This window comes from Roseburia sp. AF20-18LB (assembly GCF_003461185.1).
Classification (GTDB): Bacteria; Bacillota; Clostridia; order Lachnospirales; family Lachnospiraceae; genus Roseburia_C; species Roseburia_C amylophila.
In genome coordinates this window covers 805085-820123 of record NZ_QTWP01000001.1, presented here as the reverse complement: position 1 = coordinate 820123, position 15039 = coordinate 805085, and the positions used below count along the sequence as shown (strand labels likewise).

General features: G+C 42.5%; 18 protein-coding genes, 1 tRNA gene and 1 riboswitch. Of the genes, 17 read left to right on the top strand and 2 right to left on the bottom strand.

What is annotated here, in order from left to right; genetic code table 11:
- Positions 1-53: 53 nt before the first annotated feature.
- The 3 genes from DWX65_RS03940 to glpK all read left to right on the top strand — a co-directional run bounded on the left by DWX65_RS03940 (position 54) and on the right by glpK (position 3288).
- Complete coding sequence (locus tag DWX65_RS03940) at positions 54-497, top strand: ACT domain-containing protein (protein WP_117947715.1); 444 nt, start codon at positions 54-56, stop codon at positions 495-497.
- A gap of 7 nt (positions 498-504) precedes the next feature.
- Positions 505-1704, top strand: a complete 1200-nt coding sequence (locus DWX65_RS03935) for a homoserine dehydrogenase (RefSeq protein WP_022243549.1) — start codon at positions 505-507, stop codon at positions 1702-1704.
- A gap of 69 nt (positions 1705-1773) precedes the next feature.
- Positions 1774-3288, top strand: a complete 1515-nt coding sequence (gene glpK / locus DWX65_RS03930) for a glycerol kinase GlpK (protein ID WP_118057114.1) — start codon at positions 1774-1776, stop codon at positions 3286-3288.
- Positions 3289-3429: 141 nt separating this feature from the next.
- Here the strand turns inward: glpK and DWX65_RS03925 are convergent, their stop codons facing one another.
- Positions 3430-3882 (bottom strand): DUF2752 domain-containing protein, encoded by a 453-nt coding sequence (locus tag DWX65_RS03925; RefSeq protein WP_117698934.1) that lies wholly within the window; start codon positions 3880-3882, stop codon positions 3430-3432.
- Between the two features lie 154 nt (positions 3883-4036).
- On the opposite strand from DWX65_RS03925, the gene DWX65_RS03920 reads away from it, so the two are divergent.
- Both DWX65_RS03920 and DWX65_RS03915 read left to right on the top strand, forming a co-directional pair.
- Positions 4037-4507 carry a hypothetical protein gene (locus DWX65_RS03920; protein ID WP_242997792.1) on the top strand — a complete coding sequence of 157 codons (471 nt, stop codon included), beginning with the start codon at positions 4037-4039 and terminating at the stop codon, positions 4505-4507.
- 18 nt (positions 4508-4525) lie between these two features.
- Positions 4526-5347 carry a DUF975 family protein gene (locus DWX65_RS03915; RefSeq protein WP_118172836.1) on the top strand — a complete coding sequence of 274 codons (822 nt, stop codon included), beginning with the start codon at positions 4526-4528 and terminating at the stop codon, positions 5345-5347.
- A gap of 65 nt (positions 5348-5412) precedes the next feature.
- Here the strand turns inward: DWX65_RS03915 and DWX65_RS03910 are convergent, their stop codons facing one another.
- Positions 5413-5835 carry a DUF4190 domain-containing protein gene (locus DWX65_RS03910; protein ID WP_022243544.1) on the bottom strand — a complete coding sequence of 141 codons (423 nt, stop codon included), beginning with the start codon at positions 5833-5835 and terminating at the stop codon, positions 5413-5415.
- Between the two features lie 142 nt (positions 5836-5977).
- Between DWX65_RS03910 and DWX65_RS03905 the strand changes: the two genes are divergently transcribed.
- The 12 genes from DWX65_RS03905 to DWX65_RS03850 all read left to right on the top strand — a co-directional run bounded on the left by DWX65_RS03905 (position 5978) and on the right by DWX65_RS03850 (position 15038).
- Positions 5978-8119: a Tex family protein gene (locus DWX65_RS03905; protein ID WP_117842245.1), complete on the top strand. Its 2142-nt coding sequence runs from the start codon at positions 5978-5980 to the stop codon at positions 8117-8119.
- 76 nt (positions 8120-8195) lie between these two features.
- A riboswitch (FMN riboswitch) is annotated at positions 8196-8344 on the top strand.
- Between the two features lie 119 nt (positions 8345-8463).
- Positions 8464-9108 carry an ECF transporter S component gene (locus DWX65_RS03900; RefSeq protein WP_022243542.1) on the top strand — a complete coding sequence of 215 codons (645 nt, stop codon included), beginning with the start codon at positions 8464-8466 and terminating at the stop codon, positions 9106-9108.
- 98 nt (positions 9109-9206) lie between these two features.
- Positions 9207-9710, top strand: a complete 504-nt coding sequence (locus DWX65_RS03895) for a YcxB family protein (protein ID WP_117947710.1) — start codon at positions 9207-9209, stop codon at positions 9708-9710.
- 12 nt (positions 9711-9722) lie between these two features.
- On the top strand, positions 9723-10154 hold the full coding sequence (gene tsaE, locus DWX65_RS03890; protein ID WP_022243540.1) for a tRNA (adenosine(37)-N6)-threonylcarbamoyltransferase complex ATPase subunit type 1 TsaE: 432 nt from the start codon (positions 9723-9725) through the stop codon (positions 10152-10154).
- A complete protein-coding gene (gene tsaB, locus DWX65_RS03885; protein WP_022243539.1) occupies positions 10151-10858 on the top strand; it encodes a tRNA (adenosine(37)-N6)-threonylcarbamoyltransferase complex dimerization subunit type 1 TsaB in 708 nt (235 codons plus the stop codon). Before tsaE ends, tsaB begins: the two co-directional genes overlap by 4 nt.
- Positions 10845-11279 (top strand): ribosomal protein S18-alanine N-acetyltransferase, encoded by a 435-nt coding sequence (gene rimI, locus DWX65_RS03880; RefSeq protein WP_117698930.1) that lies wholly within the window; start codon positions 10845-10847, stop codon positions 11277-11279. The genes tsaB and rimI overlap by 14 nt, the downstream gene beginning before the upstream one ends.
- 72 nt (positions 11280-11351) lie before the next feature.
- Complete coding sequence (locus tag DWX65_RS03875) at positions 11352-11546, top strand: hypothetical protein (RefSeq protein WP_117698929.1); 195 nt, start codon at positions 11352-11354, stop codon at positions 11544-11546.
- Positions 11547-11563: 17 nt separating this feature from the next.
- Positions 11564-12475, top strand: coding sequence for a ribonuclease Z (locus tag DWX65_RS03870; RefSeq protein ID WP_117698928.1), 912 nt, complete (start codon positions 11564-11566; stop codon positions 12473-12475).
- A 2-nt stretch (positions 12476-12477) separates the two neighbouring features.
- Positions 12478-13074 carry a DUF6715 family protein gene (locus tag DWX65_RS03865; RefSeq protein WP_117842246.1) on the top strand — a complete coding sequence of 199 codons (597 nt, stop codon included), beginning with the start codon at positions 12478-12480 and terminating at the stop codon, positions 13072-13074.
- Entirely contained in the window at positions 13061-14092 is a 1032-nt protein-coding gene (gene tsaD / locus DWX65_RS03860; RefSeq protein WP_022243534.1) for a tRNA (adenosine(37)-N6)-threonylcarbamoyltransferase complex transferase subunit TsaD, read from the top strand. Before DWX65_RS03865 ends, tsaD begins: the two co-directional genes overlap by 14 nt.
- Positions 14092-14805 (top strand): 2-C-methyl-D-erythritol 4-phosphate cytidylyltransferase, encoded by a 714-nt coding sequence (ispD, locus tag DWX65_RS03855; protein WP_117842247.1) that lies wholly within the window; start codon positions 14092-14094, stop codon positions 14803-14805. Before tsaD ends, ispD begins: the two co-directional genes overlap by 1 nt.
- Before the next feature lie 147 nt (positions 14806-14952).
- Positions 14953-15038: transfer RNA gene (locus tag DWX65_RS03850), tRNA-Ser, on the top strand.
- The last annotated feature ends 1 nt before the right edge of the window (position 15039 follow it).

The window sequence follows — 15039 nt, the reverse complement described above, 5'->3', positions numbered from 1 at the left end:
CATCTTTCTGGTGAGAACAGTTGTGTTTGTACCACAAACAGTCGGAGGGGAATATGGCAGAGAATACGAAGTATTTTGTGTTGAAAGAGAAGGCTGTACCGGAGGTATTGCTGAAAGTAGTGGAAGCGAAACGTCTTTTAGAATCCGGACGTGTAACATCTGTACAGGAAGCAGCCGAGCAGGTAGATATCAGCCGGAGTTCATTTTATAAGTATAAGGATGATATTTTTCCATTTCACGACAATGCGAAGGGGAGAACAATTACGATGGTAATCCAGCTGGATGATACGCCGGGATTATTATCAACCGTTTTGAATATCGTGGCAGAATTTCATGCCAACATATTAACTATCCACCAGTCCATACCGGTAAACGGGATTGCATCCCTGACACTGAGTATTGATATTCTGCCGGAGACAGGAGATTTGTCACAGATGGTAGATAAGATTGAAGGACAGGCTGGAATACATTATCTGAAAATATTAGCCAGGGAGTGAAACAACAATGAAAGCAGCAGTAATGGGATATGGAACAATTGGTTCCGGAGTAGTAGAAGTATTAAACATTAATCATGACAGCATTGCAAAACGTGCAGGCGAAGCAATCGAAGTAAAATATGTTTTGGATTTACGGGATTTCCCGGGAGACCCGATTCAGGATAAAATCGTGCATGATTACAAAGTAATTGCAGAAGACCCTGAAATTGGCATGGTAGTTGAGACAATGGGCGGTGTAGAACCGGCATATACTTTTGTCCGTGCCATGTTAGAGGCAGGAAAGCATGTAACAACTTCAAATAAGGCATTAGTAGCAGAGAAAGGTGCAGAACTGATTGCACTTGCCAAAGAGAAAAATGTGAATTTCCTGTTTGAAGCCAGCGTAGGAGGCGGTATCCCGATTATCCGCCCGTTAAATTCCTGCCTGACTGCAGATGTAATCGAAGAGATTACCGGTATCTTAAATGGAACGACCAACTATATGCTTACCAAGATGAGTGTAGAGGGTTCTGAATTTGCAGATGTATTAAAGGATGCACAGGATAAAGGATATGCAGAGAAAGATCCGACTGCCGATGTAGAAGGCTTTGATGCATGCCGTAAGATTGCAATCTTAACTTCTTTAGTATGCGGACAACAGGTAGACTTCAATGACATTCATACGGAAGGAATTACCAAAATCAGTGCAACAGATATCAAATATGCAAAAGCAATGGGTAAAGCCATTAAATTACTGGCAACCAGCCGTAAAGTAGGAGACAGCTATTGTGCAATGGTATCTCCATGTATGCTTCCACAGGAGCATCCATTGTATCCGGTAAATGATGTATTTAATGCAATTTTTGTACATGGTAATGTATTAGGAGATGCAATGTTCTACGGAAGTGGAGCAGGAAAACTTCCAACCGCCAGTGCTGTTGTGGCTGATATGGTTGAAATTGCAAAATTCAAAGACACCAACCTTCCAATGGAATGGAGACCGGAGAAATTAGAGCTTGCAGATTATAAGATGGTAACCAACCGTTTCTTTGTCCGTACCAAAGCAGACGAAGCAGCAGTAAAGAATGCATTCGGAGCAGTTGAGTTCGTTGCAGCAGAAGGTGTAAACGGAGAACTTGGATTTGTAACAGAAGAAATGACAGAAGCAGCATATGAAGAGAAAGCAGCAAAACTTGCTGATATTCTTCAGATGATTCGTGTAAAATAGTTGCGAAAAACCCTTCTGGAAATTATAATTGTACTAAGGGTATAAATATAATTTCAGGAGGGTATTTTTATGTCAAAATTTATTATGGCGTTAGACGCCGGAACCACCAGCAACCGGTGTATTCTCTTTAATGAAGCCGGTGAAATCTGCAGTATGGCACAAAAAGAATTCCGTCAGATGTTTCCGAATCCAGGATGGGTAGAACATGATGCCAATGAGATATGGTCGACGCAGCTTGGGGTAGCAGTAGAGGCAATGTCTAAGATTGGTGCTACGGCAGCAGATATTGCAGCCATTGGAATCACCAACCAGAGAGAGACGGCAATTGTATGGAACAAAGAGACCGGAGAGCCAGTTTATAATGCGATAGTCTGGCAGTGCCGCCGGACCGCTGATATTGCAGATGCGTTAAAGAAAAAGGGGTTGGAAGATTCCTATCGTAAGAAAACAGGATTGATTATTGATGCCTATTTTTCGGCAACGAAAATCAAGTGGATTTTAGATAATGTGAAGGGTGCAAGAAAATTAGCGGAAGAAGGAAAGCTGCTCTTTGGAACGGTAGAGACCTGGCTGATCTGGAAACTGACGAAAGGGGAAGCACATGTAACCGATTATTCCAATGCGTCAAGAACCATGCTTTTTAATATAAACACATTAACCTGGGATAAAGATATTCTGGCAGAGCTTGATATTCCGGAGAGCATGCTGCCAAAGCCGATGCCGTCAAGCTGTGTATATGGTTATACAGACCCGGCATATTTTGGAAGTGCGATACCGATTGCCGGTGCAGCAGGAGACCAGCAGGCAGCTTTATTCGGACAGACCTGCTTTTCCGAAGGAGAAGCGAAGAATACATATGGTACAGGCTGTTTCCTGTTGATGAATACAGGAGAACGTCCGGTATTTTCAGAAAACGGACTGGTCACCACCATTGCCTGGGGGCTGGATGGCAAAGTAAATTATGCACTGGAAGGCTCTATCTTTGTGGCAGGTGCGGCAATCCAGTGGCTGCGTGATGGTATGCGTCTCATTGACTCCGCATCGGATTCAGAGTATATGGCGACCAAAGTAAAAGGAACACATGGCTGTTATGTGGTTCCGGCATTTACCGGACTGGGTGCTCCGTACTGGGATCAGTATGCAAGAGGAACAATTGTAGGAATTACCAGAGGAACCAACAAGAATCATATCATCCGGGCAACTCTGGAATCTATTGCTTATCAGGTGGAAGGAGTTATCTCTGCCATGGAAGCGGATGCTGGAATTGAAATCCGTTCCTTAAATGTAGATGGCGGAGCCAGTGCCAATAATTTCCTGATGCAGTTCCAGTCAGACATGATACAGGCGCCGGTCAATCGTCCGGCATGTGTAGAGACAACAGCAAAAGGTGCGGCGTATCTGGCAGGACTTGCAGTAGGCTACTGGAAGACCAAAGAAGATGTGATAAAGAACCAGCAGATAGAGAGGGTATTCCATCCACAGATGGAAGAAGAAGAGAGACAGAAAAAATTAAAAGGCTGGAAGAAAGCAGTAAAATATGCCTTCGGATGGGCAAAAGATACAGAAGAAGAGGAAGAGGCGTAAGCCGCTTCCTCTTCTTCACTTTACAGGAAATTGCTTTCCTGTAAAGTAAAAAACGCTCCGCGAGGATGCGCACTGCGGCGTATAAGGTAGATGTCGCAAGCGACCGGTGGCAGCTCCTTATAGGTTTCGATATATGATATATTATGATATATGCGTCAGCGGCATAAAATCAATCTGAAAGAATAGAAGAGCTGCATTTTTCACAATGAAATTTATAATAATAATAGCCAGTGCAATCCAAAGAAATGCTTCCCGGAAATGCATGCCAATACGAAGCCTTCCCTTAGAGAGCCGTTCAATGGTCTGGGAAATCATAAACCAGGTGCAGAGCACAAAGGCATATGGCACAAAGGGATGATAAACCAGTGAGTGCAGGAAATCCCCATGCAGTAAAAAAGCTACGGCTCTGGTGCCACCGCAGCCAGGACAGTAAAGTCCGGTCAGGCTGTGAAGCACACAGGGGAAAAGATATTTTGAAAGCTGGATATTTGTTGCTTTTATAAAAAGCACCAGCAGAAGAAGTGTGCCTATGATGCACCAGCCGGTGATATATAATCCGTTGTCCATAGCAGTGGACGTTTTTTTCTTTTCCATATAAACCCTCGCAAATCAGTATTCAAACAAAATATAGAATCTGTTGGTAGTATACAATTGTCATAAGGGAAAGTCAAAGTTATTGTGTTTCACCCAAGATATGTGTATAATAAAAAGAGGCACTTTTTTCAGACTTTGGAAGGAGGAGTGGTTTATGCAGATTGATGGATGGAATCCGAAAGATATAGGATATGATACCGGGTACAATCATACATATGGGGTCGGAACTGACGCAGATGCGAAGAGTACCGGGGTGGCAGAGGGCAGCAAAGGCGAATGCCAGACTTGTAAGGACCGGAAATATCAGGATGGTTCCAACGAGAATGTTTCTTTTAAATCAGCTTCCCACATCTCTCCGGAGGCGGCGGGAATCCGTGTGGCAGCCCATGAGGCAGAACATGTTTCCAATGCTTATACCAAAGCAGCAGAAGGAAATGGTCAGGTGGTATCTGCAAGCGTAACACTTCGTACCGGCGTATGCCCGGAGTGCGGAAGAGTATATGTGGCAGGTGGAGAGACCAATACCACCATTAAGTATCCGAACGAAGCGAACCCATATCAGCAGGAGCGGAAGAGCCAGGATGCGGCAGATCTGACCGGAGCCAGAATCGACACAAGAAAATAAAACAGGAGCATGAGATAGATGAAAAGAAAATCAGCAGAAATAAAACGTATTGCAAGAGAAAATCTTACCGGACATTATGGATTGCCAATGGGAGCCATGGTAGTATCGCAGTTAATCGTAACTTTGCCGACCATGTTCTTTTCCTGGAATTTGACACCGTATTCCGGAAAAATGGAGTGGGCAATTTATTATGTGGCAGCATTTGTACTGGCATTGCTGGGGGTTGTTTTAAATATAGGAATTCTCCAGATTGCCCTGCGAATGGGAAGAAAGCAGCCATATAAGTTTACCGATATGTTCTATGGATTCAATCATCATCCGGATAAATACATTCTGGCATACCTTTTATTTATGGTTGTGGTATTAATTCCGATGCTTCCGGCAATCGCAGTCTCTGTTGGAATGTATGTAACTGCCATTTCCGGCAGCATGAAAATCACAGAGGGGATTTTTATTGGCTATGTAGTAGCTATGTGTGTACTTGGAATTGGAGGAGAAGTGATCGCATTTATTCTTTCCTTAAAATATTCCATGCTGTTTTTGATATTGCTTGAGGATAATACCAAGGGAATCCGGCAGGCAATGGGGGAAAGTAAAGCACTGATGCAGGGCAACAAGGGAAGATACTTCTATATCATGTTAAGCTTCCTTGGCTGGTCTTTCCTTGGCCTCCTTTCATTTGGAATCGGCTTCCTGTGGATTGGACCATACTATACGCAGACACAGGTGACATTCTATCGTGACATTACAGGAGAATTAGACCGGACAGAAAACCGGACAGACCCATACGGAACAAAACAGCAGAATCCGCAGTACAGTACGTGGAGTGCTTCGGTATAAAAATAAGAAAAGAAAAATGCCGGGAAATCAGAATTGGTTTCCTGGCATTTTTCTTTTGCATATATTTACTGGTACATCTGATTCATTTCATTAAACTGCCGCATCAGTTCGTTATAATCAGCGGTATTTCCATTGGACATCTGGTTGATGAAATCGGCGTTGGTAAACATCATGACAATGACGAAAGTATAAAGTGCAATAGTAAGTACAAGACCGATAATTCCAAGGACGATACCGATTTTGCCGGTGGTGGAAAAAGTCATCTCGCCGCCACGGGAAAGAAGTCCTAAAATAATGGCAAGTGCCCCACAAGGCAGTGCTGCATACAGGCAGCAGAAAGTTACAATGGAGACAATGCCAAGAGCAATGGATGCTGTGGCAAGTCCGGTGGAACGTTTGTCCATGTAATTACGTTGTGGTGCCTGGTTCATATTATATGAATAATTGGGATTTGGTTGATAGCCGTTTGGCTGCTGTTGAAAATCCATAAAAAACCTCCTCAAATCGTGAATAAATCTAGTATACCATTTTCTGCCGGAAAAAACAATAAAACCCAAAATCTTCCCTTTTGTAGAAATGCCTGATGTGCTATAATGAGCGCAAACGCATCAACAGGAAAGGAAATACAAGATGGACATAACAGCAAAAATTGCCGAAGAACTTGGAATCAGAAAAAATCAGGCACATGCAGCAATTCAGTTAATTGATGAAGGAAATACCATTCCTTTTATTGCCCGGTATCGAAAAGAAGCAACCGGCGCATTAAATGATGAAATATTACGTAACTTATTTGACCGGCTGACTTATCTTAGAAACTTAGAAGAGAAGAAAGAACAGGTCATTGCCAGCATTGAAGAACAGGGCAAGCTGACGGACGAACTGCGGAAACAGATAGAAGAAGCACAGACACTGGTAGTCGTAGATGATTTGTACCGTCCATACCGACCGAAGCGCAGAACCAGAGCAACCATCGCCAAAGAGAAGGGCTTAGAGCCGCTGGCAAATGTAATCAGTCTTCAGATGCTTAAGACTCCAATCTTAGAAGAAGCAGCAAAATATATCAACGAAGAAAAAGAAGTTCATACTGCAGAGGAAGCCTTAGAAGGTGCTAAGGATATTATTGCAGAGCATATTTCCGATGAAGCAGATTATCGTATCCGCATCCGTGACCTTACCGTAAAACATGGTCGGATTGTATCTGCTGCCAAAGATCCGGAAACAGAATCTGTTTATGAAATGTATTATGATTTTGATGAGCCGATTGCAAAAATGGCAGGACATCGTACGCTGGCATTGAATCGTGGAGAGGCAGAGAAAATACTGACAGTAAAAGTAGAAGTGCCGGAAGAACAGATTATTCCGTATTTACAGAAAAAGGTAATAACCAAAGATAATGCCATAACCAGACCTGTTTTGGAAGAAGTAATCGAAGACAGCTATAAGCGTCTGATTGCACCGGCAATCGAGCGTGAGATTCGAAGTGACCTTACGGAAAAGGCAGAAGACGGAGCAATCAAAGTTTTCGGAAAAAACTTAGAGCAGCTTCTGATGCAGCCGCCAATTGCAGGACAGGTTGTGCTTGGCTGGGATCCGGCATTCCGTACCGGATGTAAGCTTGCAGTGGTAGATCCGACCGGAAAAGTATTGGATACGACAGTCATTTACCCGACAGCACCACAGAATAAGGTAGAGGAAGCAAAAGTAGTATTAAAGAAACTGATTTCCAAGTATCATATTACACTGATTTCTCTTGGAAATGGAACAGCATCCCGTGAGTCGGAGCAGATTATTGTGGATTTATTAAAAGAGATTCCGGTAAAAGTACAGTATATTATCGTAAATGAAGCAGGGGCTTCCGTATATTCTGCAAGTAAACTTGCTACAGAGGAATTCCCAAACTTTGATGTGGGACAAAGAAGTGCCACTTCCATGGCAAGACGGTTGCAGGATCCACTGGCAGAGCTGGTTAAAATTGATCCGAAATCCATCGGAGTCGGTCAGTATCAGCATGACATGAACCAGAAAAAATTAAGTGAAGCCTTAGGCGGCGTGGTAGAAGACTGCGTAAACAAAGTTGGTGTAGATTTAAATACCGCATCCGTATCCCTGCTGGAATACATTTCCGGTATCAGCAAAGTAATTGCGAAAAATATCGTGGCATACCGGGAAGAAAATGGAAAATTTGCATCCAGAAGCCAGCTTTTAAAAGTAGCGAAATTAGGACCGAAGGCATATGAACAGTGTGCTGGTTTTCTTCGTATTACCGGTGGAAAGAATCCGTTGGATGCAACCGGCGTGCATCCGGAAAGTTATGAAGCAACCAGAAAGCTTTTGGAAAAATTAGGATATTCAGAAGAAGAGATAACCGGTGGCGGATTAACCGGGATTTCAAAGAAGATTTCAGATTATAAGAAAATGGCAGCAGAATTGGAAGTAGGAGAACTTACTTTACGGGATATTGTAAAGGAACTGGAAAAGCCGGCAAGAGATCCGAGGGAAGATATGCCAAAGCCGATTCTGCGGAGTGACGTACTGGAAATGAAGGATTTGACCCCGGGAATGGTATTAAAAGGAACCGTTCGTAATGTCATTGATTTCGGTGCCTTTGTGGACATCGGAGTACATCAGGATGGACTGGTACACATTTCCCAGATGAGCGAACGCTATATCAAACATCCGCTGGAAGTGGTCAGCGTGGGAGATATTGTAGAAGTAAAAGTAATGAGCGTAGACCTTAAGAAACAGAGAATCCAGCTTACCATGAAACTGTAAATAAAAGGTAACAGATAAAATTGGGTATTGACAAGGAAAAAGCGAAGTTCTACAATAAACCCATAGTAATTGAATAGGAAGTCTTCGGGGCAGGGTGATATGCGAAGCATAGATTCCCGACCGACGGTGATTGTGCATGACACATTAGTCCGTGAACTGCAGTATTGCAGTTGATTTGGTGAAAATCCAAAACCGACAGTATAGTCTGGATGGGAGAAGATAAGTGACCATTAAGGTGATTATTTTGCGTGCCCCGGATAGTTTTATCCGGGGCTTTTATGGTACACCAATACTCCGGACATCCCTTGCAAGAGCTAAAAGTAAAGAAAAAAGGAGTAAAAGAAATGAGTACAAACAGTGTAACAACAAACAGCAACGTAAAAACAGGTGTAAATGCAAGATATCTGACGATGACAGCAATGCTTTCAGCCATTGCGTTCATCCTGATGTTCCTTGATTTTGCAGTTCCGTTTATGCCAAACTTCATCAAACTGGATATTTCAGAACTTCCGGCATTGATTGGAGCATTTTCCATGGGACCGGTCAGCGGAATTGTAATCTGCCTGATTAAAAATCTGATTCATCTGACTATTACAACCACAAGTGGTGTTGGAGAATTGTCCAATTTCATTCTTGGAGTAGCGTTTGTGCTTCCGGCAGGACTGATTTACAAATTTAAGAAGAACCGCAAAGGTGCATTAATCGGTTCTTTGGCAGGAGCACTTTTCATGGCAGTATTCAGTGTGGTATCAAACTATTTCCTGGTATATCCGTTCTATACAGCATTTATGCCGGAAGATGCCATTATTGGTGCTTACAATGCAATCGCTTCTGCAGTAGGCGGACATATGGATAATTTATTGGAGTGTCTGGTAGTATTTAATATGCCATTCACCTTCTTAAAAGGTATGATTAGTGTTGGAATTACATTTTTGATTTATAAACATATTTCACCAATCATCAAAGGAACCAACAGCCGTAAGAATTAGACGTCCCTTTTTTGCCCGACACAAAATTGATAAAGAGTTTGTCTATTCCCGAAAATAATGCTATACTTCAATCAGAAAAGTAAGCAGGAGGAAAGACAATGCCAATTGAATTTGATGTAAAAATAACAGCGAACGATATGTACCGGTTTAATATGTATCATATATATACCAGTTTTACCGGAATCTTTTCCATCTTGGCAGCGGTGCTTGGATTTGTAGCCGCAGTGGGAACCTATGGAAAGGTAGATACCATGTATACGGTGCTTTACATCATATTTGGCATTGTCTTTCTTTTTTATTTTCCATTAACCTTGAAAATGCGGGCGGCAAGACAGATTTCCATGTCAGAGGCACTGAAAAGTACGCTGCATTATATGTTGGATGATGAAGGTGTCCATGTATCTCTGGGAGAAGAAAATGCCCTGCTGGAGTGGAAACAGATTTATAAAATGGTGTCAACAAAGCATAATGTTCTGATTTACAGCAGCCGCGTAAATGCATATATCCTGCCGATGGAAATTGTAGGCGGACAGTATGCAGCGTTGAAGGAACTGGCAGATAAGAATTTGAAGAAGCACCAGAATTGTATGAAGAAGAGATAGGAAGAAAAGTATATGGTATATGAAACATTTTCGGCAGAAGAAACAGAAAAGTTAGGCGAACAGATTGGACGGGAAGCAAAGCCGGGAGAAGTGTATACATTAATCGGAGATTTGGGAGTAGGAAAAACCGTTTTTACCCAGGGAATAGCCAAGGGTTTGGAGATAACAGAACCTATCTGCAGTCCGACTTTTACTATTGTGCAGGAGTATGAAGAAGGAAGAATGCCATTTTATCATTTTGATGTATACCGGATTGCGGATATTGAGGAAATGGATGAAATCGGCTATGAGGACTATTTTTATGGAAATGGTCTGACCATGATAGAATGGGCAAATCTGATTGAAGAAATTTTACCGGATCATTACCGGCAGATAACAATAGAGAAAGATTTGGAAAAAGGATTTGATTATCGCAGGATAACAATAGAAGAGGTGGAACGATGAAAATATTGGGATTGGACAGCTCCGGACTGGTAGCCAGCGTAGCAGTAGTAGAAGATGATGTGCTGTTGGGAGAATTTACTGTAAATTATAAGAAAACACATTCACAGACCTTGCTGCCAATGTTAGATGAACTTGCGAAAATGATAGAACTGGATTTGGATACATTAGATGCCATTGCAATTGCAGCGGGCCCGGGCTCATTTACCGGACTTCGGATTGGCTCTGCAACAGCAAAAGGATTGGGACTTGCACTGGATAAGCCGTTGATATCCGTACCGACCGTGGATGCACTGGCATACAACCTCTATGGGCATAGAGATATTATCTGTCCATTAATGGATGCCAGAAGAAACCAGACCTATACCGGTTTATATCAGTTTGAAGACGAAAAAATGCAGGTATTGTGCCCACAGTGCGTTGTGGGAATTGATGAGATTGTAGCAAAGATAAATGAAAACAATGCTCCGGTTGTATTTTTGGGAGATGGTGTCCCGGTATTTACCACTTATATAGAAGAAAACTGTAAAGTGCCATATTCCTTTGCACCGGCACATGTGAATAAGCAGCGTGCAGCAGCTGTTGCAGCTTTAGGAGAAGAATATTACAAAGCAGGTAAATTAGAATCTGCAGAAGAACACAAACCGGAATATCTGCGCCTTTCCCAGGCAGAACGCGAGAGGATGGAACAGCATGGAAATTCGTAGAATGTCAGAGGCAGATGTTTTTGATGTAGCAGCCATAGAGGCAAAAGTCTTTTCGCAGCCATGGAGCGGGCAGGGATTTCGCGATGCTCTTGCCATGAACCATGTGATTTTTCTGGTGGCAGAAGAAGCGGGTTCCATCTTAGGATATTGTGGAATGTATATGGCATTAGATGAAGGCGAGATTACCAATGTGGCAGTAAGTGAGGCCTGCAGAAACAGAGGTTATGGGGAACAACTGGTAACAGAACTAATGCAGCAGGGTAGAAAACATGGTATTAGCCGGTATGTTTTAGAGGTAAGGGTATCCAATGAGCCTGCCATTCGCCTGTATCAGAAACTTGGATTCTCTGTACTTGGAACTCGAAAGAATTTTTATGAAAAGCCCTCAGAGGATGCATATATCATGAGCAGGGTCCAGTAATTTCCACTGCAAATTTATTGGAATGGTTCTATAATGAAAGAGAACCACAAGATAAGAGACGGAGGATGCGAAATGGTTTGCAATTGTTGTGGAAAAGAAATCGAAGAACGAAAACAGGATTATATTTATATAGAAAAAGAATGGAATTATTTTTCTACTAAGGATGGTGTGAAAAGCAAACTGCGTGTATGCGAGTCCTGCTTTGATGAATGGACAAAACAGTTTGTGATACCGCCTTTAATGGAAGAAGTAACAGAAATTGTATAGAGAGCTGAGGAAATAGAATGTTAGATGTCTGTTTATTAGGAACCGGTGGAATGATGCCATTGCCATATCGCTGGCTGACTTCACTGATGACAAGATATAATGGCAGCAGTCTGATGGTTGACTGTGGCGAAGGCACCCAGATTGCAGTAAAAGAAAAAGGCTGGAGCTTCAAGCCGGTGGATATTATGTGCTTTACACATTACCATGCGGACCATATCAGCGGACTGCCTGGAATTCTTCTTACCATGGGAAATGCGGAACGAACGGAGCCGCTGACGATGATTGGACCAAAGGGGCTGGAACGTGTGGTAAATGCACTGCGTGTGATTGCACCGGAACTGCCTTTTGAGATTAAATTTATAGAACTGACGGAACCGGAAGAGACTATAGAATTAAAGGGATATACGATCCATGCTTTCCGGGTGAACCATAATGTTACCTGCTACGGCTATACCTTGGAGATTTCAAGGGCTGGAAGATTTTCAGTGGAACATGCATTAGAACGGCAGATACCGCAGAAATACTGGAGCCGCCTGCAAAAAGGTGAAATTATTGAAGAAGAGGACAAGACCTATCTGCCGGAAATGGTATTAGGCCCGCCAAGAAAAGGCATCAAGCTGACATATTGTACTGATACCCGCCCGACGGAGAGCATTGCAAAAAATGCCAAAGATTCCGATTTATTTATCTGTGAAGGTATGTATGCAGAAAAAGAGAAACTTGCAAAAGCGAAACAATATAAACATATGACTTTTTATGAAGCAGCACATCTTGCCAAGGATGCCGGGGTGAAAGAAATGTGGCTTACCCACTTCAGCCCGTCCCTTGTAAGGGGCGAAGACTATATGGATGCTGTAAGGAAGATATATCCGAATGCATATTTAGGCAAAGATGGAAAGAGTGTTACACTGGATTTTGAGGAGGCGTAAACATGAAGAAACGTACAGCAGGCATAATTAAGACAGTTATTATAGGTGTGATTTGCATTGGAATTGTGGTCGGATTTTATTATTATCTGACAAACCGCTCACCAAGAAGTGTGGAAACAACAGGAGAAACAGATGAGATAACCTCTGTTTTAAGTAAAAATTTAGAGAAGGATTATCCGGCGTCACCTCGTGCTGTAATCAAATATTATAATAGGATTCTGCTCTGCCTTTATAATGAAACTTATGATGATGAGCAGTACCAGAAGCTGTTGGAGAAGATGCGTGCACTGATGGATGAAGAGTTATTGGAAAACAATCCGCAGGATACATTTTCAACCCAGATGCAGAATGACATTGCGGCTTATAAAGCAGAAAGTAAGATTATAGCAACAGCATCTGTCTGCGATACAGATGAAGTGGCTTATAAGAAAGTAGATGGAAGTGATTGTGCCTATGTGACGGCATCTTATTTCCTGCGCTCTACCAAGGCATATAACCGGGCTAACCAGGAATATGTGCTGCGTAAGGATGAGAATGGGGACTGGAAAATATTAGGATTTGTGGCACTGGAAGGAGACAATGGTGATGCAGAAAAATAAAGGAGATATTGCAATTCTTGCAATAGAAAGTTCCTGCGATGAGACTGCGGCAGCAGTTGTAGTAAATGGAAGGGATGTGAGATCGAATATCATTTCATCCCAGATTGCATTACATACCTTATATGGAGGTGTGGTTCCGGAAATTGCATCCCGTAAACATATTGAGAAAATTAATCAGGTAATAACAGAAGCAATGCAGGAAGCGCAGGCAGACTGGGCAGATATAGACGCAATCGGTGTAACTTATGGACCGGGATTAGTGGGTGCCCTCCTGGTTGGTGTGGCAGAAGCAAAAGCAATCAGTTATGCAAGAAATATTCCGCTGGTAGGTGTGCATCATATTGAGGGACACATCAGCGCAAATTATATTGAAAATAAAGAGTTAGAGCCACCATTTTTATGTCTTGTGGTATCCGGCGGTCATACACATCTGGTAAAAGTACTGGATTATGGAAAATATGAGATACTTGGAAGAACCAGGGATGATGCAGCAGGTGAAGCCTTTGATAAAGTGGCGAGAGCAATCGGATTAGGCTATCCGGGTGGACCAAAGATTGAAAAAGTAGCACATGAAGGAAATCCTCATGCTGTGGAATTCCCAAGACCGAAGATTGCAGATGGGGAGTATGACTTCAGCTTCAGTGGTTTAAAGTCTGCTGTTTTAAACCATCTGAACAGCTGTAAAATGAAAGGTATTGAGATTGTGCAGGCAGATATTGCAGCATCTTTCCAGAAAGCGGTTATTGATGTGCTGGTGGGAAATGCCATGCATGCCATTGAAAAATATCAGATTGATAAATTTGCTATTGCGGGAGGAGTGGCTTCTAATGGAACCTTAAGAGGAGCAATGGAAGAAGAGTGCCGGAAGAGAAATGTGGCATTTTATCATCCGTCGCCGATTCTCTGTACCGATAATGCAGCAATGATAGGTGCAGCAGCATATTATGATTACCGGGCGGGAATCCGTTCCGGACTTGATTTGAATGCAGTACCAAACTTAAAATTAGGAGAACGTTAATGGCAAAGTATACAGCAATCGTGCTTTCTGCGGGAAAAGGAAGCCGCATGGGAAGCTCTGTCCATAAGCAGTATCTGCTTCTTTGTGGGAGGCCGGTGATTTATTATACCCTTAAGGCATTTGAAGAAAGCCCGGTAGATGAAATCGTACTGGTAACCGGTGAAGGAGAAGAGGAATACTGCCGGAAAGAAATTGTAGAAAAATATAAATTGCATAAAGTAACGAAGATAGTAAAGGGTGGTAAGGAACGTTACCACTCTGTTTTTCAGGGCTTAAGTGCGTGTGAATATACGGATTATGTATTGATTCATGATGGGGCACGCCCGTTTATTGAACAGAAAGTCATCCGCCGCACGATGGATGAAGTACGGGAAAAGCGGGCGTGTATTGCAGCTGTGCCGGTAAAGGATACCATAAAAAAGGTAGATGAAAATGGAAAAGTGGAGGATACCCCACCAAGAAAAAGCCTTTATACGGTACAGACACCGCAGGCATTTTCTTATTCCCTGATTTATGATTCTTATCAGAAGATGATAGCGGATGGAAGAGAAGATGTTACAGATGATGCAATGGTAGTGGAGGCGTATGGAAAAGTTCCGGTATATGTAATAGATGGGAGCTATCGCAATTTTAAGATTACAACACCGGAAGATTTGGAAATGGCGGAGTTTATGCTGAATGCAGGAAATCCTGGTAAGGGTGTATGTTCATAGAAAATGAACCATCCGGCACCAATGGGAAATCAAATGAATATGTTTTGAAATTTTGAAAAATGATTTTGAAAAAATGAAAATAATTGTTGACATGCTATCTATTTGATGATAGAATCATTTTTGCGCTGATTTGAAGCGTATCAATATGGAGAGATATCGAAGTGGTCATAACGAGGCGGTCTTGAAAACCGTTTGTCCGCAAGGGCGCGTGGGTTCGAATCCCACTCTCTCCGC